The organism is Streptomyces sp. NPDC058619, from assembly GCF_042717785.1.
Lineage (GTDB): Bacteria > Actinomycetota > Actinomycetes > Streptomycetales > Streptomycetaceae > Streptomyces.
Map to the genome: position 1 here is coordinate 245,632 of NZ_JBHXQN010000002.1, position 13,192 is coordinate 258,823.

Here is a 13,192-nt window from a genome sequence, read left to right on the forward strand (position 1 = left end):
GTGGCTACGCATCTTCGGGCCGGGCAGCGCCTCACCGCGGGCCTGCTGACGATCGAGAGTTCACAGGTCGAGGACACCACGACCCGGACGACGGTGTCGACGTCGTACGGCAACGCGGCGACGGGCGGCGCGTTCTCGACGTCGGTGATCGTGCCGGCGTCGGGGGCGGTCGTCGTTGAGCTGCGGGCAACACAGCGGAACTCCTCGACGAACAACACGATCACGTCGTGGAACGCGTCGGGGTCGATCGCGGGGTCGGTATACACGGCGAACGACACGGCCGCGTTGATCGTCAACGGGACGCAGAACTTGCCCGTGGACCTGTCGTACCGCCTGTCGGGGCTGACGCCCGGCGAGACCCTCACGGTGACCATGCAGCACCGGGTCAACGCCTCGACCGGCACCTACGACTACCGGCAGATCCTCCTCGTCGGCATGCCCTAACCCACCAGCACTGGAGACCTGATGTCGCATCCCCCGATCCTGCGGTACTTCGAGTCCGGGCACCTCCCGGACCGCCTGAAGTCGGTGTCGTCCCCGTTCTCGGTCCTCGCGCGCCAGCTGGTGGACAGCCTGCCGCCGGGCCCCGAGCTGTCGGTGGCGCTCCGCAAACTGCTCGAAGCCAAGGACGCGGCGGTGCGCGCCGCTTTGCCGCCCACAGAAGGGGAGGCCTCCTGATGTCCAAGACCGGTCCGCAGAAGTACCCGCCGGCGTCGCTCGCGTACTGGTGGCAGGGCGCCTTCCCCGGCAACCCGATGGAGTCGAATGTCGGTGTCCTCCACACCACGGAGGGCCGCACCCTACCCGACTACCGCGGCGGCCGGGACGCACCCAATTTCACCGCGCTCCCCGACATCCCCAACAAGCGGCTGCGCTGGTACCAGCACTTCGACTTCGACACCTCCAGCCGCGCCCTCATGAACCTCGCTGGTGGCGTCGAGACGAACACCGCGAACGCTGTGCAGATTGAGCTCGTCGGGACCTGCGACGAGCGGAAGGCCGTCACCTGGGACGGGAAGCGCGCGGGCGTCGACTACATCTTCTGGCCCGCCGCCCCCGACTGGGTCCTTGCCGAGCTCGCGATCTTTGTCCGCTGGGCCAGCGAGGCACACAACCTCCTGATGCAGTCCGGCGTGACGTGGAAGCCCTACAAGAAAGGCCAGGTCGGCGGCTCGTACGGCGCCAACGGCGTCCGACTCACCGGCACCCAGTGGGGCGACTACTACGGGTGGCTTGGCCACCAGCACGTCCCCGAGAACGACCACGGCGACCCCGGCGACATCGACTTCGCGCGGGTCCTGGCTCTCGCCCGCGGCGAACAGCCGGAAGAACCGACCAACAGCAACCCCACCGAGGAGGAAGACCCCATGGCTGGCCTCACCAAAGAGGACATCGCGCACGCCACCCTGTACTGGCTCAACCAGGCGATGTCCGAGAAGCCCGAGTCGGCGGGCACGCACCCGCTGGCGGGCGTCGTCGCGTCCCTGAACACGAAGTTCAAGGCGCAGAACGCGATCCTCGCGGCACTACCCGCCGCGTGCAAGCTCACCCCGACCGAGATCGCCGCGGCCCTCGCCGACGGCACCCTCAAAGTCCAGATCACCGTCGCCCCCGCCACCACCCCGAAGGAGTCCTGATCATGCGCATCTTCGGACGCGAGCCCGTCTACCTTCTCGCCGTCATCGCCGTCACGCTGAAGCTGTCCGCGGCGTACGGCTGGGAAGTCACCGAGTTCCAGCAGACCCTCATCAACACGTTCCTCGCCTGCGCGGTTGCGGTCGCCTCCGCGATCGTGCTGAAGACCGGCGCCGCCGGAGCCGCGATCCTCCAGCTCGCGCAGGCGGCGCTGGCTCTGTTCGTCGGGTTCGGCCTCGACCTCTCGGCGACCGAGCAGGCCACGTGGATGTCTCTCGTCTCGGCGGTCCTGGCGTTCGTCTCGCACGACCAGGTCGAAGCGCCCGTCGCCCGGCTCCCGATCGAGCAGTCCAGCCCGGTCAAGCCGGCCGCGCCGCAGGCGGTCTGAGTGCGGGCCGCCCTGTGGAGGCACCTCCAGTGGCGGGGCCTGGCGCTGGGCGGCACCGGCCTGTGCTGGATTGCGTACGGCATCGGTCTGATCGTGACCGCCCGGCCCGGGGTCGTGGCCGCGGCGGCGCCCCTGATTCGGATCATGTGCGTTGAGGCGTGGGGCGGGGTGTGGATCGCCTGCGGCGTAGCCGGAGTGTTGACCGCGGCCCTGCGCCCGGGTCGGGATCTCCTCGGCGTTGGCGGTGTGTTCCTGCCGCCCGCGGTGTGGGGGCTGGCGTTCGTCGGCTCGTCCGCGACGGGCGAGTACGAGGTCGCGTGGGCGTCCGCCCCGCTGTACGCGGCGATCGTCCTGCTGGTGTTCGTTGTCGCCGCGCTGACGGGGGGTCGCAGGCGCTCATGCACGTGTGATGAGGGGGCGCCAGATGGGCACTGAGGGAACCGTTCTGGGAGTCGTGATCGCGGTCGTCGGCGTGATCGGCTCCGTCCTCGTGGCGCGGGTGTCCGCACCGAAGGGCCCGCAGTCTCCCGTCCACGGCCCGCCCGCGGCGGCCGAGGGTGATGACGACCGGGCGCCGGGTGCGCTGGAGGTCAGCCCGCAAATCTGGTCGCATTTCTCCGGGAAGATCACCACCCTGGAAGCCAAAGTGGATCATCTGACGGAGCTCGTCGAGCACCAGACCATCCGCGTCTCCACCCTGGAGAAACTGCTCCGCCAGGCGATGCGTGTCATCCGCCGCGCGAACCGCCGACTCCGGACGGCCGAGCTGGAACCGGAGCCCATCCCGCCCGAGCTGATCCCGTACAGCATCGACTGACCGAACTGGAGTCCGACCAGCGCCAGCCCCTCGCCAGAACGGTGGCGCGCGCTGCATGATGCAGCCCACCCGAACCCTAGGGGGGACCATGCGCACCACCCGCCGCGCGACCGCGGCCACCATCACCGTCCTGTTCCTGGCCACCGGCTGCGGGCAGAGCTACGACGACACCGTGAAGGAATGCCGCCGTGTTCTCATCGAGCGCCCCGCCAGCGAGACGGGCAAGCCGGGGGCCTGCAAGGACATCAAGCAGGAGGACTACGCCCCGATCGCTGTCAGTGCCACGATCGAGCGGCTCGGCTGGGCGGACGAGAACGGCCGGTTCAGCAAAGAGAAGATGCTGAAGGACAGCGGCAAGTAGGCGGGCGCCCCCTTCCGGCCCTTCGGGGTCGGGAGGGGGCGCTTTCGTGCGTCCGGGGTCGGTGGCTACGCTGCCGCCATGACGATTCGCGCAGTGGTTTTCGACGTCGGCGAGTGCCTCGTGGACGAGACGCGGGAGTACGGCACCTGGGCGGACTGGCTCGGCGTCCCGCGCCACACCTTCGCCTCGATGTTCGGCGCGGTCGTGGCTCAGGGCCGCGACTACCGCGAGGTGTTCCAGGAGTTCGCGCCCGGCTTCGACCTCACGGAGCAGCGGGAGGCCCGCGCGGCCGCGGGCAAGCCGGAGCACTTCGACGAGTCCGACCTGTACCCGGATGTCCGGCCCGCGCTCGCCGAGCTGCGCGCCGACGGGCTGTGGCTGGGCATCGCAGGGAATCAGACAGTCCGCGCGGGCGGCATCCTGCGGAGCCTGTTCACCCGGGACGTCGACCTGATCGGCACGTCGGACGACTGGGGCGCCAGCAAGCCGGACCTCGCGTTCTTCGAGCGCGTCGCGGCCGTCGTCCCGCACGCCAACGACGAGATCCTCTACGTCGGGGACCGAGTCGACAACGACCTCCGGCCGGGCGCCGCCGCCGGGATGCACACCGCGCTGATCCGCCGCGGCCCGTGGGCCACCATCCAGTGGGACACCGAGGAAGCGAAGAAGCTGCCGACGTTCCGTGTCGACAGCCTCCTCGAACTTCCCGGTCGGATCACCGAGTTCAACGCGTCAGCGCGCTGAGCGTCGGCCCCCACCCGTACAGCCGGTCGTCGAGGTCGCGGACGCACTGCTCGTGCTGCCACCGTGCGAGCGTGCGCCGCACCTCCCGGACCCGTTCCATCCCGGTGGCGTACCAGTGCGTCTCCAGCTGGTCGAGGGCGCGCAGCGCGTACCCGCACGCGGCCTCCGGCAGTCCGGCCGCAGCCTCGACGGCGGCGAGATCGCCGAGCAGGACGGTCCGCTGTTTGTCGGCGTCGGTCGGCAGCGCGTCGAGGGCGCCGAGCAGCGTCGTCCGCGCCTGCGGCAGGTGCCCAGCGATCAACTGCGTGTTGCCCTTGAACGCGGCGAGACGGGCCGGGCTGAACCAGTCCATCCACTCCGGAGCCGGCGCCGCTTCCCCGCCGCCGGCCAGGAGGTCCTCGCCGTGCGCGATCAGGTTCAGGGCGGTGCGGGTCTGCCCGCTGCGGGTCTCACACTCGGCCTCGACCGCGTCGAGCCACGCAAGGAACAGGGGCGACGCCGGGCCCCGGCGGGCGTACGTCCGCGCCATCACCATCCGCTCGGCGGCGCCTTCGCGGTCGCCGGCCCAGCCCGGGGCGAACGCCATGTGGGCGAGGATCGCCGATCCAAGTATCGAGTCGTCGGCTTCCCCGGCGGCCTGGACTGCGCGCAGCCACGTGGCGGTGGCCTGCTGGGGTTCACGCAGGTCGAAGAACTCGATGCGCCCGGCGAGGAGCAAACTCTCGGCGAGGGCGGCGGCGACGGTCTGCCCGGTGGCGCCGGCTGTCGCGGGGAGGAGTTCGGTGCCGAGCGCGGCGTGCGCGGTGACGGCGGGGTGGAGGGCCGCGGGCGCGACGGTCCAGTAAAGGCGGCGGTGGGCGCGGGTCACGGCGAGGTAGTCGGCGGCGACGGTGGCGGGCTGCATGGCGCCGACGTTCTGCATCGGCGTGCGGGCGGCCGGGGCGTGCGGCGCGGTGACGCGGCGCCGGGTGGTGACGGGGCGGTCGCGGCCGTCGGGCGGGGTGAAGCCGAGTTCCTCGATGCTCGCTTTGAGGAGGCTGGTGAGTGCGTCCTGCGCGGCCTGGTAGGGCCAGGGCGGGGTGGCGGATTCCCAGCGTCTGACCTGCCGTACGTCCACGGCGAGGCCCTCGCGGGCCAGGGCCTTCACGAGGGCCTGTTGTGAGGGGTAGCCGGCGGCTACGCGCGCGGCCTTGAAGCGTCGGTTCCCATCGGGCTTGGTCACGCTCAACCTCCGTATGGTGATGGGTATATGCCACTGTCCCAGGAAGTCCCATCGGCGACCAGTGGATGCCCGTTCGGAGCATAGGAAGTCCCCTTTGGCACGGCAAGAAGTCCGCTAAAAGTCCTCGTATTGACGGTCCGGCAGGACGACGCTTTCCCTCCCGGCACCGAGGAGGGCAACGTGAACGCGAGAACCGAGGCCGACCGACTGCCCACCACCCGGTGCCGAGACGTCCCCGTCCCAGTCACCAGCCAGCTGACGACGGAGCAGTTGAAGGGCGTGGCGTGCGTCGCCTGCGGTGGCCAGCTCTCCACCAACCGCGTGCACCGCGGCGTCGCCATGGTCCACGACGGGCCGTACGCCCTGGACTTCGACGTCTACTCCTGCCCGGCGCCCGGCGGCACGGCATGACAACGCCGACGTACCCGACCGGGCGGTGGACCGCGCTGCCCCGCAAGTGCGGCGGCTGCGGCGTCAAAGCTCTGCCGATCGGCGGCCCCGAGGGCGGGGCGATCCTCCACAAGCCGAGCTGCACCGTGCGTCGGCCGGAAGAGCCGGTCGAGCAGTGACCGAGCGACAGAAGCAGGCCCTGATCGTCGCCGCCACGGTGGTCGCGTTCGTCGCGGTCACCCTCTGGGCCGCATCCACCTGAACCACCGACCTCTCACCGAAGCGAGGACCGAGTGATCACCACCACCGAGTTCAAGGCGTCGCCCACCGACGTCACCACCTGCGAGGCCTGTTGGCGCGCGCCTGTCGAGGCGGCTCGCGTCGGCCAGGGCGCCCGCGATCTGCTGTGCCTTAACTGCGCTGTGCTGGGCAACGCGCCCCGCGTCGTCCTGTTCCCGCCGCTCGGCCTGTACGGCCTGAGCACGGCGAGGATCAAGATGGGCAAGCACGCCGGCGGCCCGCCGAAGACGCCACCGAACCCCGGCCCGGCGTTGCCCACTCCGAAGCCGACGACAACCCCGGGCCGACCGCCGGTGTAGTAGCTCCACCCCTGCGCCTCGGCCGGTCACCCTTCCGGCCGGGGCTACTCGCGTACGAGGTGCGCAAGGGGAACGCCCACCGCGCGGGCGAGGAGCATCCAGACCGTCAACCGCGCGTCGCTGGCGCCACCCTCCAGACGTACGACCGTCTTCCGGTCGATCCCGGCGCGCTCGGCCAGCTCCTCCTGGGAGAGGCGCGCTGCGGTGCGGGCGGTGCGTAGGCGCTCGCCGATGACCCGGCGTCGGGCGACTGTCCAGGTGGGCGGCGGATCGGCAGACATCCGGCCCACGCTGTAACGATCTTGTTATTTTGTCTGTACCTGGCCAGGTACACCTGATCGTTAGATGTCCCTTCCAATTTGTTGACCGAAACCCATTGCGTCAGTGGCTTAAAGCAACCAAGCTCATGACAGAGCCGCGCCGATCAACAACCCAGGGTGATACACAGTGCACGAAATGCCGGACTCGCCAGTCGCCAACCTTGGCCCCGCCCAACGCATCGAGCGTGACGCCGCCGCCCGCGCCCTCGCCGCATCCCGCGTAGCCGACCTGGCCGCCCTGGATGCTGCCGGATCCATCGTGATGATCGAGAGCCTCCGCAGCTCCCTCGATGACGTCCTCAGACTGCTGTCGAAGTACGCTCAGTAGCCCCCACCCGCCAGGCCCCCCGGCTCCGCATCCGGGGGGCTTTCCCTTGACCAGAACACATGCGCAGTGAAAACTTTTCGGAGGCGCTCATGTGCGCGTACTGGGTGAGGGAGTGGTGCTCGACGGCCCAGATCCGGTCGAAGCCCATCTCCTCGGCGAAGACGGCCTGTTCGACGCAGTCGTGGATGACCCGGCGCTCCCGCTCCGGGGTCGGGTCGACGAGCTGCGCCTCGAAGATCATCGAGAACTTCACGGAGCCTCCGGACTTCCTGGACATATTTCGATTAGAAATATTCCTAGCAGGCATGGCCTCTCCGGGGAAGGGCCGTCGCGGACACCGGTCGTAGACTGCGCTGCGTGGCAGACGAGACGAACAGGCGCACGCTCCCCGCGACCAGCTGGGCGGTGCTCGGGCTGCTGTCCTTCGGGGAGGAGCTGTCCGGCTACGACCTGAAGAAGTGGTCGGACCGGTCCTTGAAGTTCTTCTACTGGAGCCCCTCCTTCAGCCAGATCTACAGCGAGCTCAAGCGGCTGGAGGGTGCGGGGTACGCCTCCTCGCGCCTGGTCGCCCAGGAGACCGGCACCCGCGACAAGCGCGTCTACCGGATCACCGGGGACGGCATGGCGGCCGTACGCGAGTGGGCCCGGGAGGCGGCCGTCGACCCGCCCGTCCTGAAGCACGGGCCGATGCTCCGGCTGTGGCTGGGCCACCTGCTGGAACCCGCCCAGATGCGCGAGGTCCTCGTCCGGCACCAGGAGTTCGCGGAGGACATGCGGCTGCGCGCGGTCGCCGACGCGCAGAGCGCGCAGGACGAGCCGGCCTGGGCCTACCCCGCCCTCACCCTCAAGTGGGCCGAGCGGTACTACGCCTCCGAGCGCGACCTCGCGGCCGCCATGCTCGACGACATCGAGGCGGCGGCGGCCGAACGGGCCGAACGGGCCGACCGCCCCTAGCCGGGCCGGGAGCCGGCGGCACGGCCGTGGCGGCCGTCGCCGCCCGCCCCCGCACCCCGGGATGCGCACGGATGTTCACCGGCGCCGGCCGGCGCGTCCTCCCGTACCCTCGGCCCCATGACGGGCAGTGCGATGGACCTCCGCAAGGTCGAGGAAACGGCTCCGGCGCTCGTGAGCCTCTACAAGAGCGCCGGGGTCTCCCTGCGCAAGTACGGCCTGGAGGGCGGGCGCGCCGCGGTCTACCTGGTCCTCGACTACTCGGGGTCGATGCGCCCGTACTACGACGACGGCAGCGTCCAGGCCCTCGCCGACCGGGTGCTGGGGCTGTCGGCGCACCTGGACGACGACGGGCGCGTCCCGGTCGTCTTCTTCTCCACCGACGTCGACGCGGTGGAGGAGGTCTCCCTCGCCGGGCACGAGGGACGGGTCACCGAGATCGCCTCCCGGCTCGGCCACATGGGCAAGACGGCCTACCACGCGGCGATGGACGCGGTGATCGACCATTACCTGGACTCCGGATCCACGCGGCCGGCCCTCGTCGTGTTCCAGACGGACGGCGGGCCGATCAACAAGCTCGCGGCGGAGAGGTACCTCTGCAAGGCGGCCCGGCTGCCGCTCTTCTGGCAGTTCGTCGGCTTCGGCAACACCCGCAGCTCGCAGTTCGACTTCCTGCGCCGGCTGGACGAGCTGCCGGTCCCGGGCCGGCGCGCCGTGGACAACGCGGGCTACTTCCACGCGGGCCCCGACCCGCGCTCCGTCGCGGACTCGGAGCTGTACGACCGGCTCGTCGGGGAGTTCCCCGCCTGGCTGGACGCGGCCCGGCGGCTGGGCATCACGGTGGCCTGAGGGGTTTCATGGCGGCATGACGATCACCAACTGGGCGGCCTTCGAGAAGGCAGAGCCGGAGTTCGCGACGGCGGTCCGGGACCGCTTCGCGCAGTACCCGCACCACGTCCTGGCCACCCTCCGCAAGGACGGGTCCCCCCGGGCGGCCGGGCTGAACGTCGACATCCGCGGCGGGGAGCTGTGGCTCGGCATGATGCCGGGCTCGATGAAGGCCAGGGACCTCCAGCGCGACCCCCGCTTCGCCCTGCACACCAACCCGGGCGCGGGCGAGACGATGCCGGACGGGGACGTACGGGTCTCCGGGCGGGCGGTCGAGGTCGTCGACCCGCCCGAGCTGCACCGGTACGCGGAGGAGACGGCGTCGGAGTCCCCGCACCCCTTCCACCTCTTCCACGCCGACCTGACGGAGGTCGTCCACGTCGGCGTGGCGGGCGAGGAGCTGGTGGTGCGGTCGTGGACCCCGGCGGGCGGTCTGCGGACCATCCGCCGGGGCAACGACGACGAGCCGGCCCGGGAGGACCCGAGGGACCCGGCCGGCGGGTGACCGCCGGCTTCCGGACCGCCTGCTCCCGGACCGCCTGCTCCCGGACCGCCGACTTCCGGACCGCCGGCCGGCGCCCTAGCTGAGCGGCAGGAGCGGTGCGGGGATCCCTCCGGTCCCGAGGACGGAGGGATCCACTTCCACCCGGTTCCGGTCGATGTTGATGGTCACCCCGCCGTACGAGGCGTCGTGGTCGCCGCGGAACTGGTGGGCCCGGCGCGGTCCGGCCCACTGGGCGGTGCCCTTCGGCAGGCCCATATCGGCGTCGGAGACGGAGGCCGTCCCGTTCCACCGGGCGACCCACAGCACGTCGGGCATGGCCTCGCGGGCCTGGTCGTAGTGGGCGCTCAGGGCCTTGACCCCGGAGCTCGCCGAGACGTAGGCGGCGGACAGGTAGCGCAGCTCGTGCAGCCGGACCGTCCAGGCGGTCAGGTAGGCGACGACCGGGGCGTCCCAGGTGGCGCGGTCCGAGTAGTTCTCCAGGTCGTTGTAGAGGACGGTGCCCTCGGGCAGGCCGAGCGACCGGGCCGCGGCGACCGCGCCGTCGGCGGCGGAGCGGCCCTGCGCGTCCGCCTCGGAGGGATCGGTGGACAGGCCGGTGCTGGCGCTGTGCCAGGGCTGCGGACCCACCCAGATCGGCATCAGGTGCCAGCCGGCCTGGGCCTGCTTGCGCACCCAGCCGGCGGTGAGCTGCGGCTGGGCGCAGGCGCGGGCGCGGCCCCCGATGTAGATGCCGACCGCGCCGAAGGGGGAATCGGCGCGCCACGTGTCCATGGAACGCTGGGTGGGCGCGGTGCAGGCGTCGAAGCCCTGGCCGGTGAACGGCTCCTGGGCGGTACGGAGCGCCGGGGCCGCGAGGGCGGCGGTGGCGACGGCCGGACCGGCGGGGGCCGCGGCGGCCGCGCCGGCGACGGTACGGGCCCGGGCCAGGACCTCCCGTACGGTGTCGGGCGCGAGCCCGTAGGAGACGGTGGCCATGATCCCGGAGCGGCGCAGGGCGTAGCGCAGCTCGTTGCTGTCGGAGCGGGGCGGGACCTCGGGCAGGGCCTCCACGGACTCCGCGGCGACGGTCGGCACGTCGGCGCGCGGCGGGGCTCCGTCGAGGGGTTCGAGGTGCAGGGTGTCGGCCCGGCGGACGGCCGCCCGGCCGGTGCACTCGGCCTGGGTCCCGGCGTGGCCGAGGTACAGGGTGGGCAGGTCGAGGCGCACACAGGCGCCGGGGTTCCGGTCGAGGTCGACGACCCGCCAGTCGGCGGGGACGGAGAGCCGCAGCCCGCGGTAGTCGACGGTCCGCCCGTCGCCGGCGGCGTTCGGGGTGGCGGTGGCGGTGGCGGTGGTGAGCGGGAGGGGGAACAGCAGGGCGGCTCCGAGGAGGCCGCTCAGCAGCGTTCGGGTGGGGGCCATGGTGCCGATAGGTACCAGACGACGGCGCGGGCGCCGTGCTGGCGGGGCGGGGCGCGCCGGGGCCGGCGGCGGAGCGGTACGCGCGCGGCGCGGGCGGCGGCCGACGCGAGTGCGGCGCTGTGGCCGTCGCAGGCCCTGCCGGCAGGCGCCGGCCTGACGGGCCGACCGGTGACCCGGGTGCGGCGGCGGCGGCGCTGTGGCGGCGGGGCCGCCGCCTGGCGGAGGCGGGCGGCTCCCGGCTCCTCACGGGCCTGGCGGACCTGTTCCCCCCGCCGCCGCCCGCACCGGCCCGGGTTCCGGCGCTCCTCCCCCGCCCCTGGCGGCGAAGGGCTTCACGACCCCGGCCATCGCGGCCCGGCTCCACCGCAGCCCCCGTACGGACGACACCCACTTGTCGCACATGTTCCGCACGGCGGGCGTCACGACCCGCTAGCCCCGGCAGCCCTCACATCCCGCTCGACACCAACCCCGTGAGCCGCTGCCGACACCCCGGCCCACCGCGCTTACGCCCGTCCGAACGCGCCGGCGCCGTCCACCCCGACCTGCCCGACCGGCACTCCGGCCCCTGCGCACCCCCTCGGCACCGCCTCCAGGGCAGCGCCCTCAGCGCCCCGGCACCACCCGCCCGTCTACGACATGCGGCGGCAGCCTGAAGACCGCGCGGGCCGACTTGCCCACTCCTTCGTCCCGGACCTCGAACGCGTCCGCGACCGAAGTGACGAGCCACAGCCCCCTGCCGGCGGAAGCCTCCCACCCGGGCCGCTGAACGACAGGGCATCCCGGACCGCTGTCACGCACCTCGATCCACAGATCGCGCACTTCCCACACCAACTGCACGGAAAATTGGCGCCCTACGGGAACTCCGTGGACGACCGCATTGGCGGCGAGCCCCGACGCGCAGAGCCGCACGTCGTCTCGACGCTCGACGATCCCCCACCCGGCGAGCGTGTCACCAACGAAGTGACGGGCCGCCGGCACGGCACTGCGCACCCGAGGAAATCGCTGTTGCCTGGACAAGCGCATATACATCCCACCGCCTTGACTCTCAGCTTCCAAGACCACACGGAACGTATCGCTATTCGCAAAAAGCAGCAAGGTTTGCGAGGGTAGGCCCACACGAAGGAGTCGCCTAACGTAGTGCGGGACACAGCGGATCGGAGCGCGGAGGCATCGTGAGCGGCAGCGGATGGACCAGCACGTCATTGCCGTACCTGACGCCGCGCCACGCGGGAGAAACGGACACGTGGACCGAGGAAGCGCGGGCCGCCGGGCGTCGAGGCGGTCAGCGCATCCTGCACGCGGGGGAAACCGCCGCCCCGCCCGATGTCACCCGCGCCCTCGGACTGGCCGGCCCGGAAATAGTCGTGGTCCGTCGCAGGCTGATCGAACTGGACGGAGTTCCAGTGGAGTTGACGGACACCTACTACCCTGCCGACATCGCCTCCGGCACTCCTCTGGCCGGCACCGCCAAAATCCGCGGTGGTGCCGTGACCCTGCTGGCGCAGCTCGGTTACGTCGGCGAGCGCGTTGTCGAGACCGTCACGGCCCGCATGCCGGATGCACGGGAGCAGCGGCAACTGAGCCTCGGTCCGGCCGAGCCGGTGCTGCACCTGACCCGCACCACCTACGACGGATCGGACCGTGCGATCCAGGCGGATCTGATGCTCATGCCCTCCGGACGCCAGCAGCTGCGGTACGAGATCAGGATCGGATGACCTTGAGCAGTCCCGAAACCGATGGGTCGGACCCCCGCCCGCTCCACGTACGCATCGCTGCCGACCTTCGCGGCGAGATCATGAGCGGAGGGCTTGCGTCCGGGGCGAAGCTGCCGTCCACCGCGCAGCTGAAGAACCGGTTCGACGCGTCCAACGCCACGATTCAAAAGGCCGTTCAGCTCCTGAAGAGCGAGGGGCTGGTCATCGGCAGAGCCGGATCGGCGATCACCGTACGGCAGAACCGACAGCGCACCGTCCGCCCGGCGGGTTCTCTCGCCCCGGCGGGAGACGGCACCACATACCCCTGGCTCGCCCGGGCCGTCACGGAACAGTCCGCAGCCGCCCGTGTCACTCTGCTCTCGGTGGAAGAGGTACCGGTAGCCGGTGACGTCGCCACCGCGCTCGGCCTCCCGGGGGGCGGCAGGGCAGTCCGCAGATACCAGCTGATCACTCTCGACGGCGAACCCGCCGAACTGGTGAGTTCGTACTACCCCCTCGATGTCGCGCACGGCACCGCCCTGGCGGCGGCGCGCCGGATCCGGGGCGGCACACCGACCCTGCTCACCGGGCTCGGCTTCCCGCCCGCGCACAGTACCGACCGGATCTCCGCGCGGATCGCGACGCAGGAGCAGTACGCCGCGCTGCGGTTGCCGGGAGACCTGCCCGTACTGCGTACCCTGCGCACCGTGTGCGACGGGGACCACCGTCCGGTCGAGGTCACCGTCATGGTGAAGGCCGGGCATCTCTACGAGCTCCAGTACGAGTTCACCCCCGAGTAGCCCCGGAACGCCACAGCGCCCGCCATCCCTGGTCGGGGACATGGCGGGCGCGGTGTCGGAGTTCCGTACACCGTTGTACGGACCGTATGAGGGGTCCCGCCCTGTGCGGGGGCGGGGGGCCGACGGCCGGAGGCCGGCGCAGCAGGGCG

The 13,192-nt window shown here is 71.5% G+C and carries 21 protein-coding genes and 1 pseudogene; 17 read left to right on the forward strand and 5 right to left on the reverse strand.

The genetic code is table 11. The features are described 5' to 3' along the window. The 8 genes from ACFWTC_RS03265 (at nucleotide 1) to ACFWTC_RS03300 (ending at nucleotide 3,945) form a co-directional block, all read left to right on the forward strand. The gene (locus ACFWTC_RS03265) at nucleotides 1–444 is read left to right on the forward strand and encodes a hypothetical protein (RefSeq protein WP_384025624.1); all 444 of its coding nucleotides are present in this window, start codon (nucleotides 1–3) and stop codon (nucleotides 442–444) included. Nucleotides 445–465: 21 nt separating this feature from the next. Then, nucleotides 466–678 carry a hypothetical protein gene (locus ACFWTC_RS03270; protein ID WP_384025627.1) on the forward strand — a complete coding sequence of 71 codons (213 nt, stop codon included), beginning with the start codon at nucleotides 466–468 and terminating at the stop codon, nucleotides 676–678. Next, nucleotides 678–1,637, forward strand: coding sequence for a hypothetical protein (locus tag ACFWTC_RS03275; protein ID WP_384025630.1), 960 nt, complete (start codon nucleotides 678–680; stop codon nucleotides 1,635–1,637). The genes ACFWTC_RS03270 and ACFWTC_RS03275 overlap by 1 nt, the downstream gene beginning before the upstream one ends. Nucleotides 1,638–1,639: 2 nt before the next feature. Continuing rightward, complete coding sequence (locus ACFWTC_RS03280; protein WP_384025632.1) at nucleotides 1,640–2,023, forward strand: hypothetical protein; 384 nt, start codon at nucleotides 1,640–1,642, stop codon at nucleotides 2,021–2,023. Further along, a complete protein-coding gene (locus ACFWTC_RS03285) occupies nucleotides 2,024–2,458 on the forward strand; it encodes a hypothetical protein (protein ID WP_384025635.1) in 435 nt (144 codons plus the stop codon). Continuing rightward, nucleotides 2,448–2,840 (forward strand): hypothetical protein, encoded by a 393-nt coding sequence (locus ACFWTC_RS03290; RefSeq protein WP_384025638.1) that lies wholly within the window; start codon nucleotides 2,448–2,450, stop codon nucleotides 2,838–2,840. Before ACFWTC_RS03285 ends, ACFWTC_RS03290 begins: the two co-directional genes overlap by 11 nt. 88 nt (nucleotides 2,841–2,928) lie before the next feature. After that, nucleotides 2,929–3,201, forward strand: coding sequence for a hypothetical protein (locus tag ACFWTC_RS03295; RefSeq protein ID WP_384025640.1), 273 nt, complete (start codon nucleotides 2,929–2,931; stop codon nucleotides 3,199–3,201). A 78-nt stretch (nucleotides 3,202–3,279) separates the two neighbouring features. Continuing rightward, a complete protein-coding gene (locus tag ACFWTC_RS03300; RefSeq protein WP_384025643.1) occupies nucleotides 3,280–3,945 on the forward strand; it encodes an HAD family hydrolase in 666 nt (221 codons plus the stop codon). On the opposite strand, the gene ACFWTC_RS03305 is transcribed toward ACFWTC_RS03300, so the two are convergent. After that, complete coding sequence (locus ACFWTC_RS03305) at nucleotides 3,926–5,167, reverse strand: transcriptional regulator (RefSeq protein ID WP_384025646.1); 1,242 nt, start codon at nucleotides 5,165–5,167, stop codon at nucleotides 3,926–3,928. The genes ACFWTC_RS03300 and ACFWTC_RS03305 overlap by 20 nt on opposite strands. 180 nt (nucleotides 5,168–5,347) lie before the next feature. On the opposite strand from ACFWTC_RS03305, the gene ACFWTC_RS03310 reads away from it, so the two are divergent. From ACFWTC_RS03310 to ACFWTC_RS03320, 3 genes are all read left to right on the forward strand, one after another. Beyond that, the gene (locus ACFWTC_RS03310; RefSeq protein ID WP_384025649.1) at nucleotides 5,348–5,578 is read left to right on the forward strand and encodes a hypothetical protein; all 231 of its coding nucleotides are present in this window, start codon (nucleotides 5,348–5,350) and stop codon (nucleotides 5,576–5,578) included. Next, a complete protein-coding gene (locus ACFWTC_RS03315; RefSeq protein ID WP_384025652.1) occupies nucleotides 5,575–5,736 on the forward strand; it encodes a hypothetical protein in 162 nt (53 codons plus the stop codon). Before ACFWTC_RS03310 ends, ACFWTC_RS03315 begins: the two co-directional genes overlap by 4 nt. A gap of 114 nt (nucleotides 5,737–5,850) precedes the next feature. Beyond that, entirely contained in the window at nucleotides 5,851–6,156 is a 306-nt protein-coding gene (locus tag ACFWTC_RS03320; protein WP_384025655.1) for a hypothetical protein, read from the forward strand. A gap of 44 nt (nucleotides 6,157–6,200) precedes the next feature. On the opposite strand, the gene ACFWTC_RS03325 is transcribed toward ACFWTC_RS03320, so the two are convergent. Then, nucleotides 6,201–6,437 carry a helix-turn-helix transcriptional regulator gene (locus tag ACFWTC_RS03325; RefSeq protein ID WP_384025658.1) on the reverse strand — a complete coding sequence of 79 codons (237 nt, stop codon included), beginning with the start codon at nucleotides 6,435–6,437 and terminating at the stop codon, nucleotides 6,201–6,203. 175 nt (nucleotides 6,438–6,612) lie between these two features. Here ACFWTC_RS03325 and ACFWTC_RS03330 point away from each other — a divergent pair, with 175 nt between their 5' ends. Then, nucleotides 6,613–6,804, forward strand: coding sequence for a hypothetical protein (locus tag ACFWTC_RS03330; protein ID WP_384025661.1), 192 nt, complete (start codon nucleotides 6,613–6,615; stop codon nucleotides 6,802–6,804). A gap of 70 nt (nucleotides 6,805–6,874) precedes the next feature. Here the strand turns inward: ACFWTC_RS03330 and ACFWTC_RS03335 are convergent. Then, a pseudogene (locus ACFWTC_RS03335) lies at nucleotides 6,875–7,057 on the reverse strand (LLM class flavin-dependent oxidoreductase); the annotation flags it as partial. A gap of 104 nt (nucleotides 7,058–7,161) precedes the next feature. On the opposite strand from ACFWTC_RS03335, the gene ACFWTC_RS03340 reads away from it, so the two are divergent. From ACFWTC_RS03340 to ACFWTC_RS03350, 3 genes are all read left to right on the forward strand, one after another. Then, a complete protein-coding gene (locus ACFWTC_RS03340) occupies nucleotides 7,162–7,758 on the forward strand; it encodes a helix-turn-helix transcriptional regulator (RefSeq protein ID WP_384025664.1) in 597 nt (198 codons plus the stop codon). A 117-nt stretch (nucleotides 7,759–7,875) separates the two neighbouring features. Continuing rightward, nucleotides 7,876–8,604: a VWA domain-containing protein gene (locus ACFWTC_RS03345; RefSeq protein WP_383928585.1), complete on the forward strand. Its 729-nt coding sequence runs from the start codon at nucleotides 7,876–7,878 to the stop codon at nucleotides 8,602–8,604. Between the two features lie 16 nt (nucleotides 8,605–8,620). Then, the gene (locus tag ACFWTC_RS03350; protein ID WP_383928587.1) at nucleotides 8,621–9,148 is read left to right on the forward strand and encodes a pyridoxamine 5'-phosphate oxidase family protein; all 528 of its coding nucleotides are present in this window, start codon (nucleotides 8,621–8,623) and stop codon (nucleotides 9,146–9,148) included. A 75-nt stretch (nucleotides 9,149–9,223) separates the two neighbouring features. On the opposite strand, the gene ACFWTC_RS03355 is transcribed toward ACFWTC_RS03350, so the two are convergent. Both ACFWTC_RS03355 and ACFWTC_RS03360 read right to left on the reverse strand, forming a co-directional pair. Next, on the reverse strand, nucleotides 9,224–10,549 hold the full coding sequence (locus ACFWTC_RS03355) for a DUF1906 domain-containing protein (RefSeq protein WP_383928590.1): 1,326 nt from the start codon (nucleotides 10,547–10,549) through the stop codon (nucleotides 9,224–9,226). A 603-nt stretch (nucleotides 10,550–11,152) separates the two neighbouring features. After that, nucleotides 11,153–11,644: an ATP-binding protein gene (locus ACFWTC_RS03360; protein WP_383928592.1), complete on the reverse strand. Its 492-nt coding sequence runs from the start codon at nucleotides 11,642–11,644 to the stop codon at nucleotides 11,153–11,155. A gap of 77 nt (nucleotides 11,645–11,721) precedes the next feature. On the opposite strand from ACFWTC_RS03360, the gene ACFWTC_RS03365 reads away from it, so the two are divergent. Both ACFWTC_RS03365 and ACFWTC_RS03370 read left to right on the forward strand, forming a co-directional pair. Then, nucleotides 11,722–12,264: a GntR family transcriptional regulator gene (locus ACFWTC_RS03365; RefSeq protein ID WP_383928595.1), complete on the forward strand. Its 543-nt coding sequence runs from the start codon at nucleotides 11,722–11,724 to the stop codon at nucleotides 12,262–12,264. Further along, nucleotides 12,261–13,043: a GntR family transcriptional regulator gene (locus ACFWTC_RS03370; RefSeq protein ID WP_383928596.1), complete on the forward strand. Its 783-nt coding sequence runs from the start codon at nucleotides 12,261–12,263 to the stop codon at nucleotides 13,041–13,043. The genes ACFWTC_RS03365 and ACFWTC_RS03370 overlap by 4 nt, the downstream gene beginning before the upstream one ends. Nucleotides 13,044–13,192 lie beyond the last annotated feature (149 nt).

What these genes read in the sequence shown, in the direction of transcription:
- ACFWTC_RS03270 (WP_384025627.1), top strand. Translation starts at nt 466, where the DNA reads ATGTCGCATCCCCCGATCCTGCGGTACTTCGAGTCCGGGCACCTCCCG.
- ACFWTC_RS03275 (WP_384025630.1), top strand. Translation starts at nt 678, where the DNA reads ATGTCCAAGACCGGTCCGCAGAAGTACCCGCCGGCGTCGCTCGCGTAC.
- ACFWTC_RS03280 (WP_384025632.1), top strand. Translation starts at nt 1,640, where the DNA reads ATGCGCATCTTCGGACGCGAGCCCGTCTACCTTCTCGCCGTCATCGCC.
- ACFWTC_RS03290 (WP_384025638.1), top strand. Translation starts at nt 2,448, where the DNA reads ATGGGCACTGAGGGAACCGTTCTGGGAGTCGTGATCGCGGTCGTCGGC.
- ACFWTC_RS03295 (WP_384025640.1), top strand. Translation starts at nt 2,929, where the DNA reads ATGCGCACCACCCGCCGCGCGACCGCGGCCACCATCACCGTCCTGTTC.
- ACFWTC_RS03300 (WP_384025643.1), top strand. Translation starts at nt 3,280, where the DNA reads ATGACGATTCGCGCAGTGGTTTTCGACGTCGGCGAGTGCCTCGTGGAC.
- ACFWTC_RS03315 (WP_384025652.1), top strand. Translation starts at nt 5,575, where the DNA reads ATGACAACGCCGACGTACCCGACCGGGCGGTGGACCGCGCTGCCCCGC.
- ACFWTC_RS03325 (WP_384025658.1), bottom strand. Translation starts at nt 6,437, where the DNA reads ATGTCTGCCGATCCGCCGCCCACCTGGACAGTCGCCCGACGCCGGGTC.
- ACFWTC_RS03330 (WP_384025661.1), top strand. Translation starts at nt 6,613, where the DNA reads ATGCCGGACTCGCCAGTCGCCAACCTTGGCCCCGCCCAACGCATCGAG.
- ACFWTC_RS03345 (WP_383928585.1), top strand. Translation starts at nt 7,876, where the DNA reads ATGACGGGCAGTGCGATGGACCTCCGCAAGGTCGAGGAAACGGCTCCG.
- ACFWTC_RS03350 (WP_383928587.1), top strand. Translation starts at nt 8,621, where the DNA reads ATGACGATCACCAACTGGGCGGCCTTCGAGAAGGCAGAGCCGGAGTTC.
- ACFWTC_RS03355 (WP_383928590.1), bottom strand. Translation starts at nt 10,549, where the DNA reads ATGGCCCCCACCCGAACGCTGCTGAGCGGCCTCCTCGGAGCCGCCCTG.
- ACFWTC_RS03370 (WP_383928596.1), top strand. Translation starts at nt 12,261, where the DNA reads ATGACCTTGAGCAGTCCCGAAACCGATGGGTCGGACCCCCGCCCGCTC.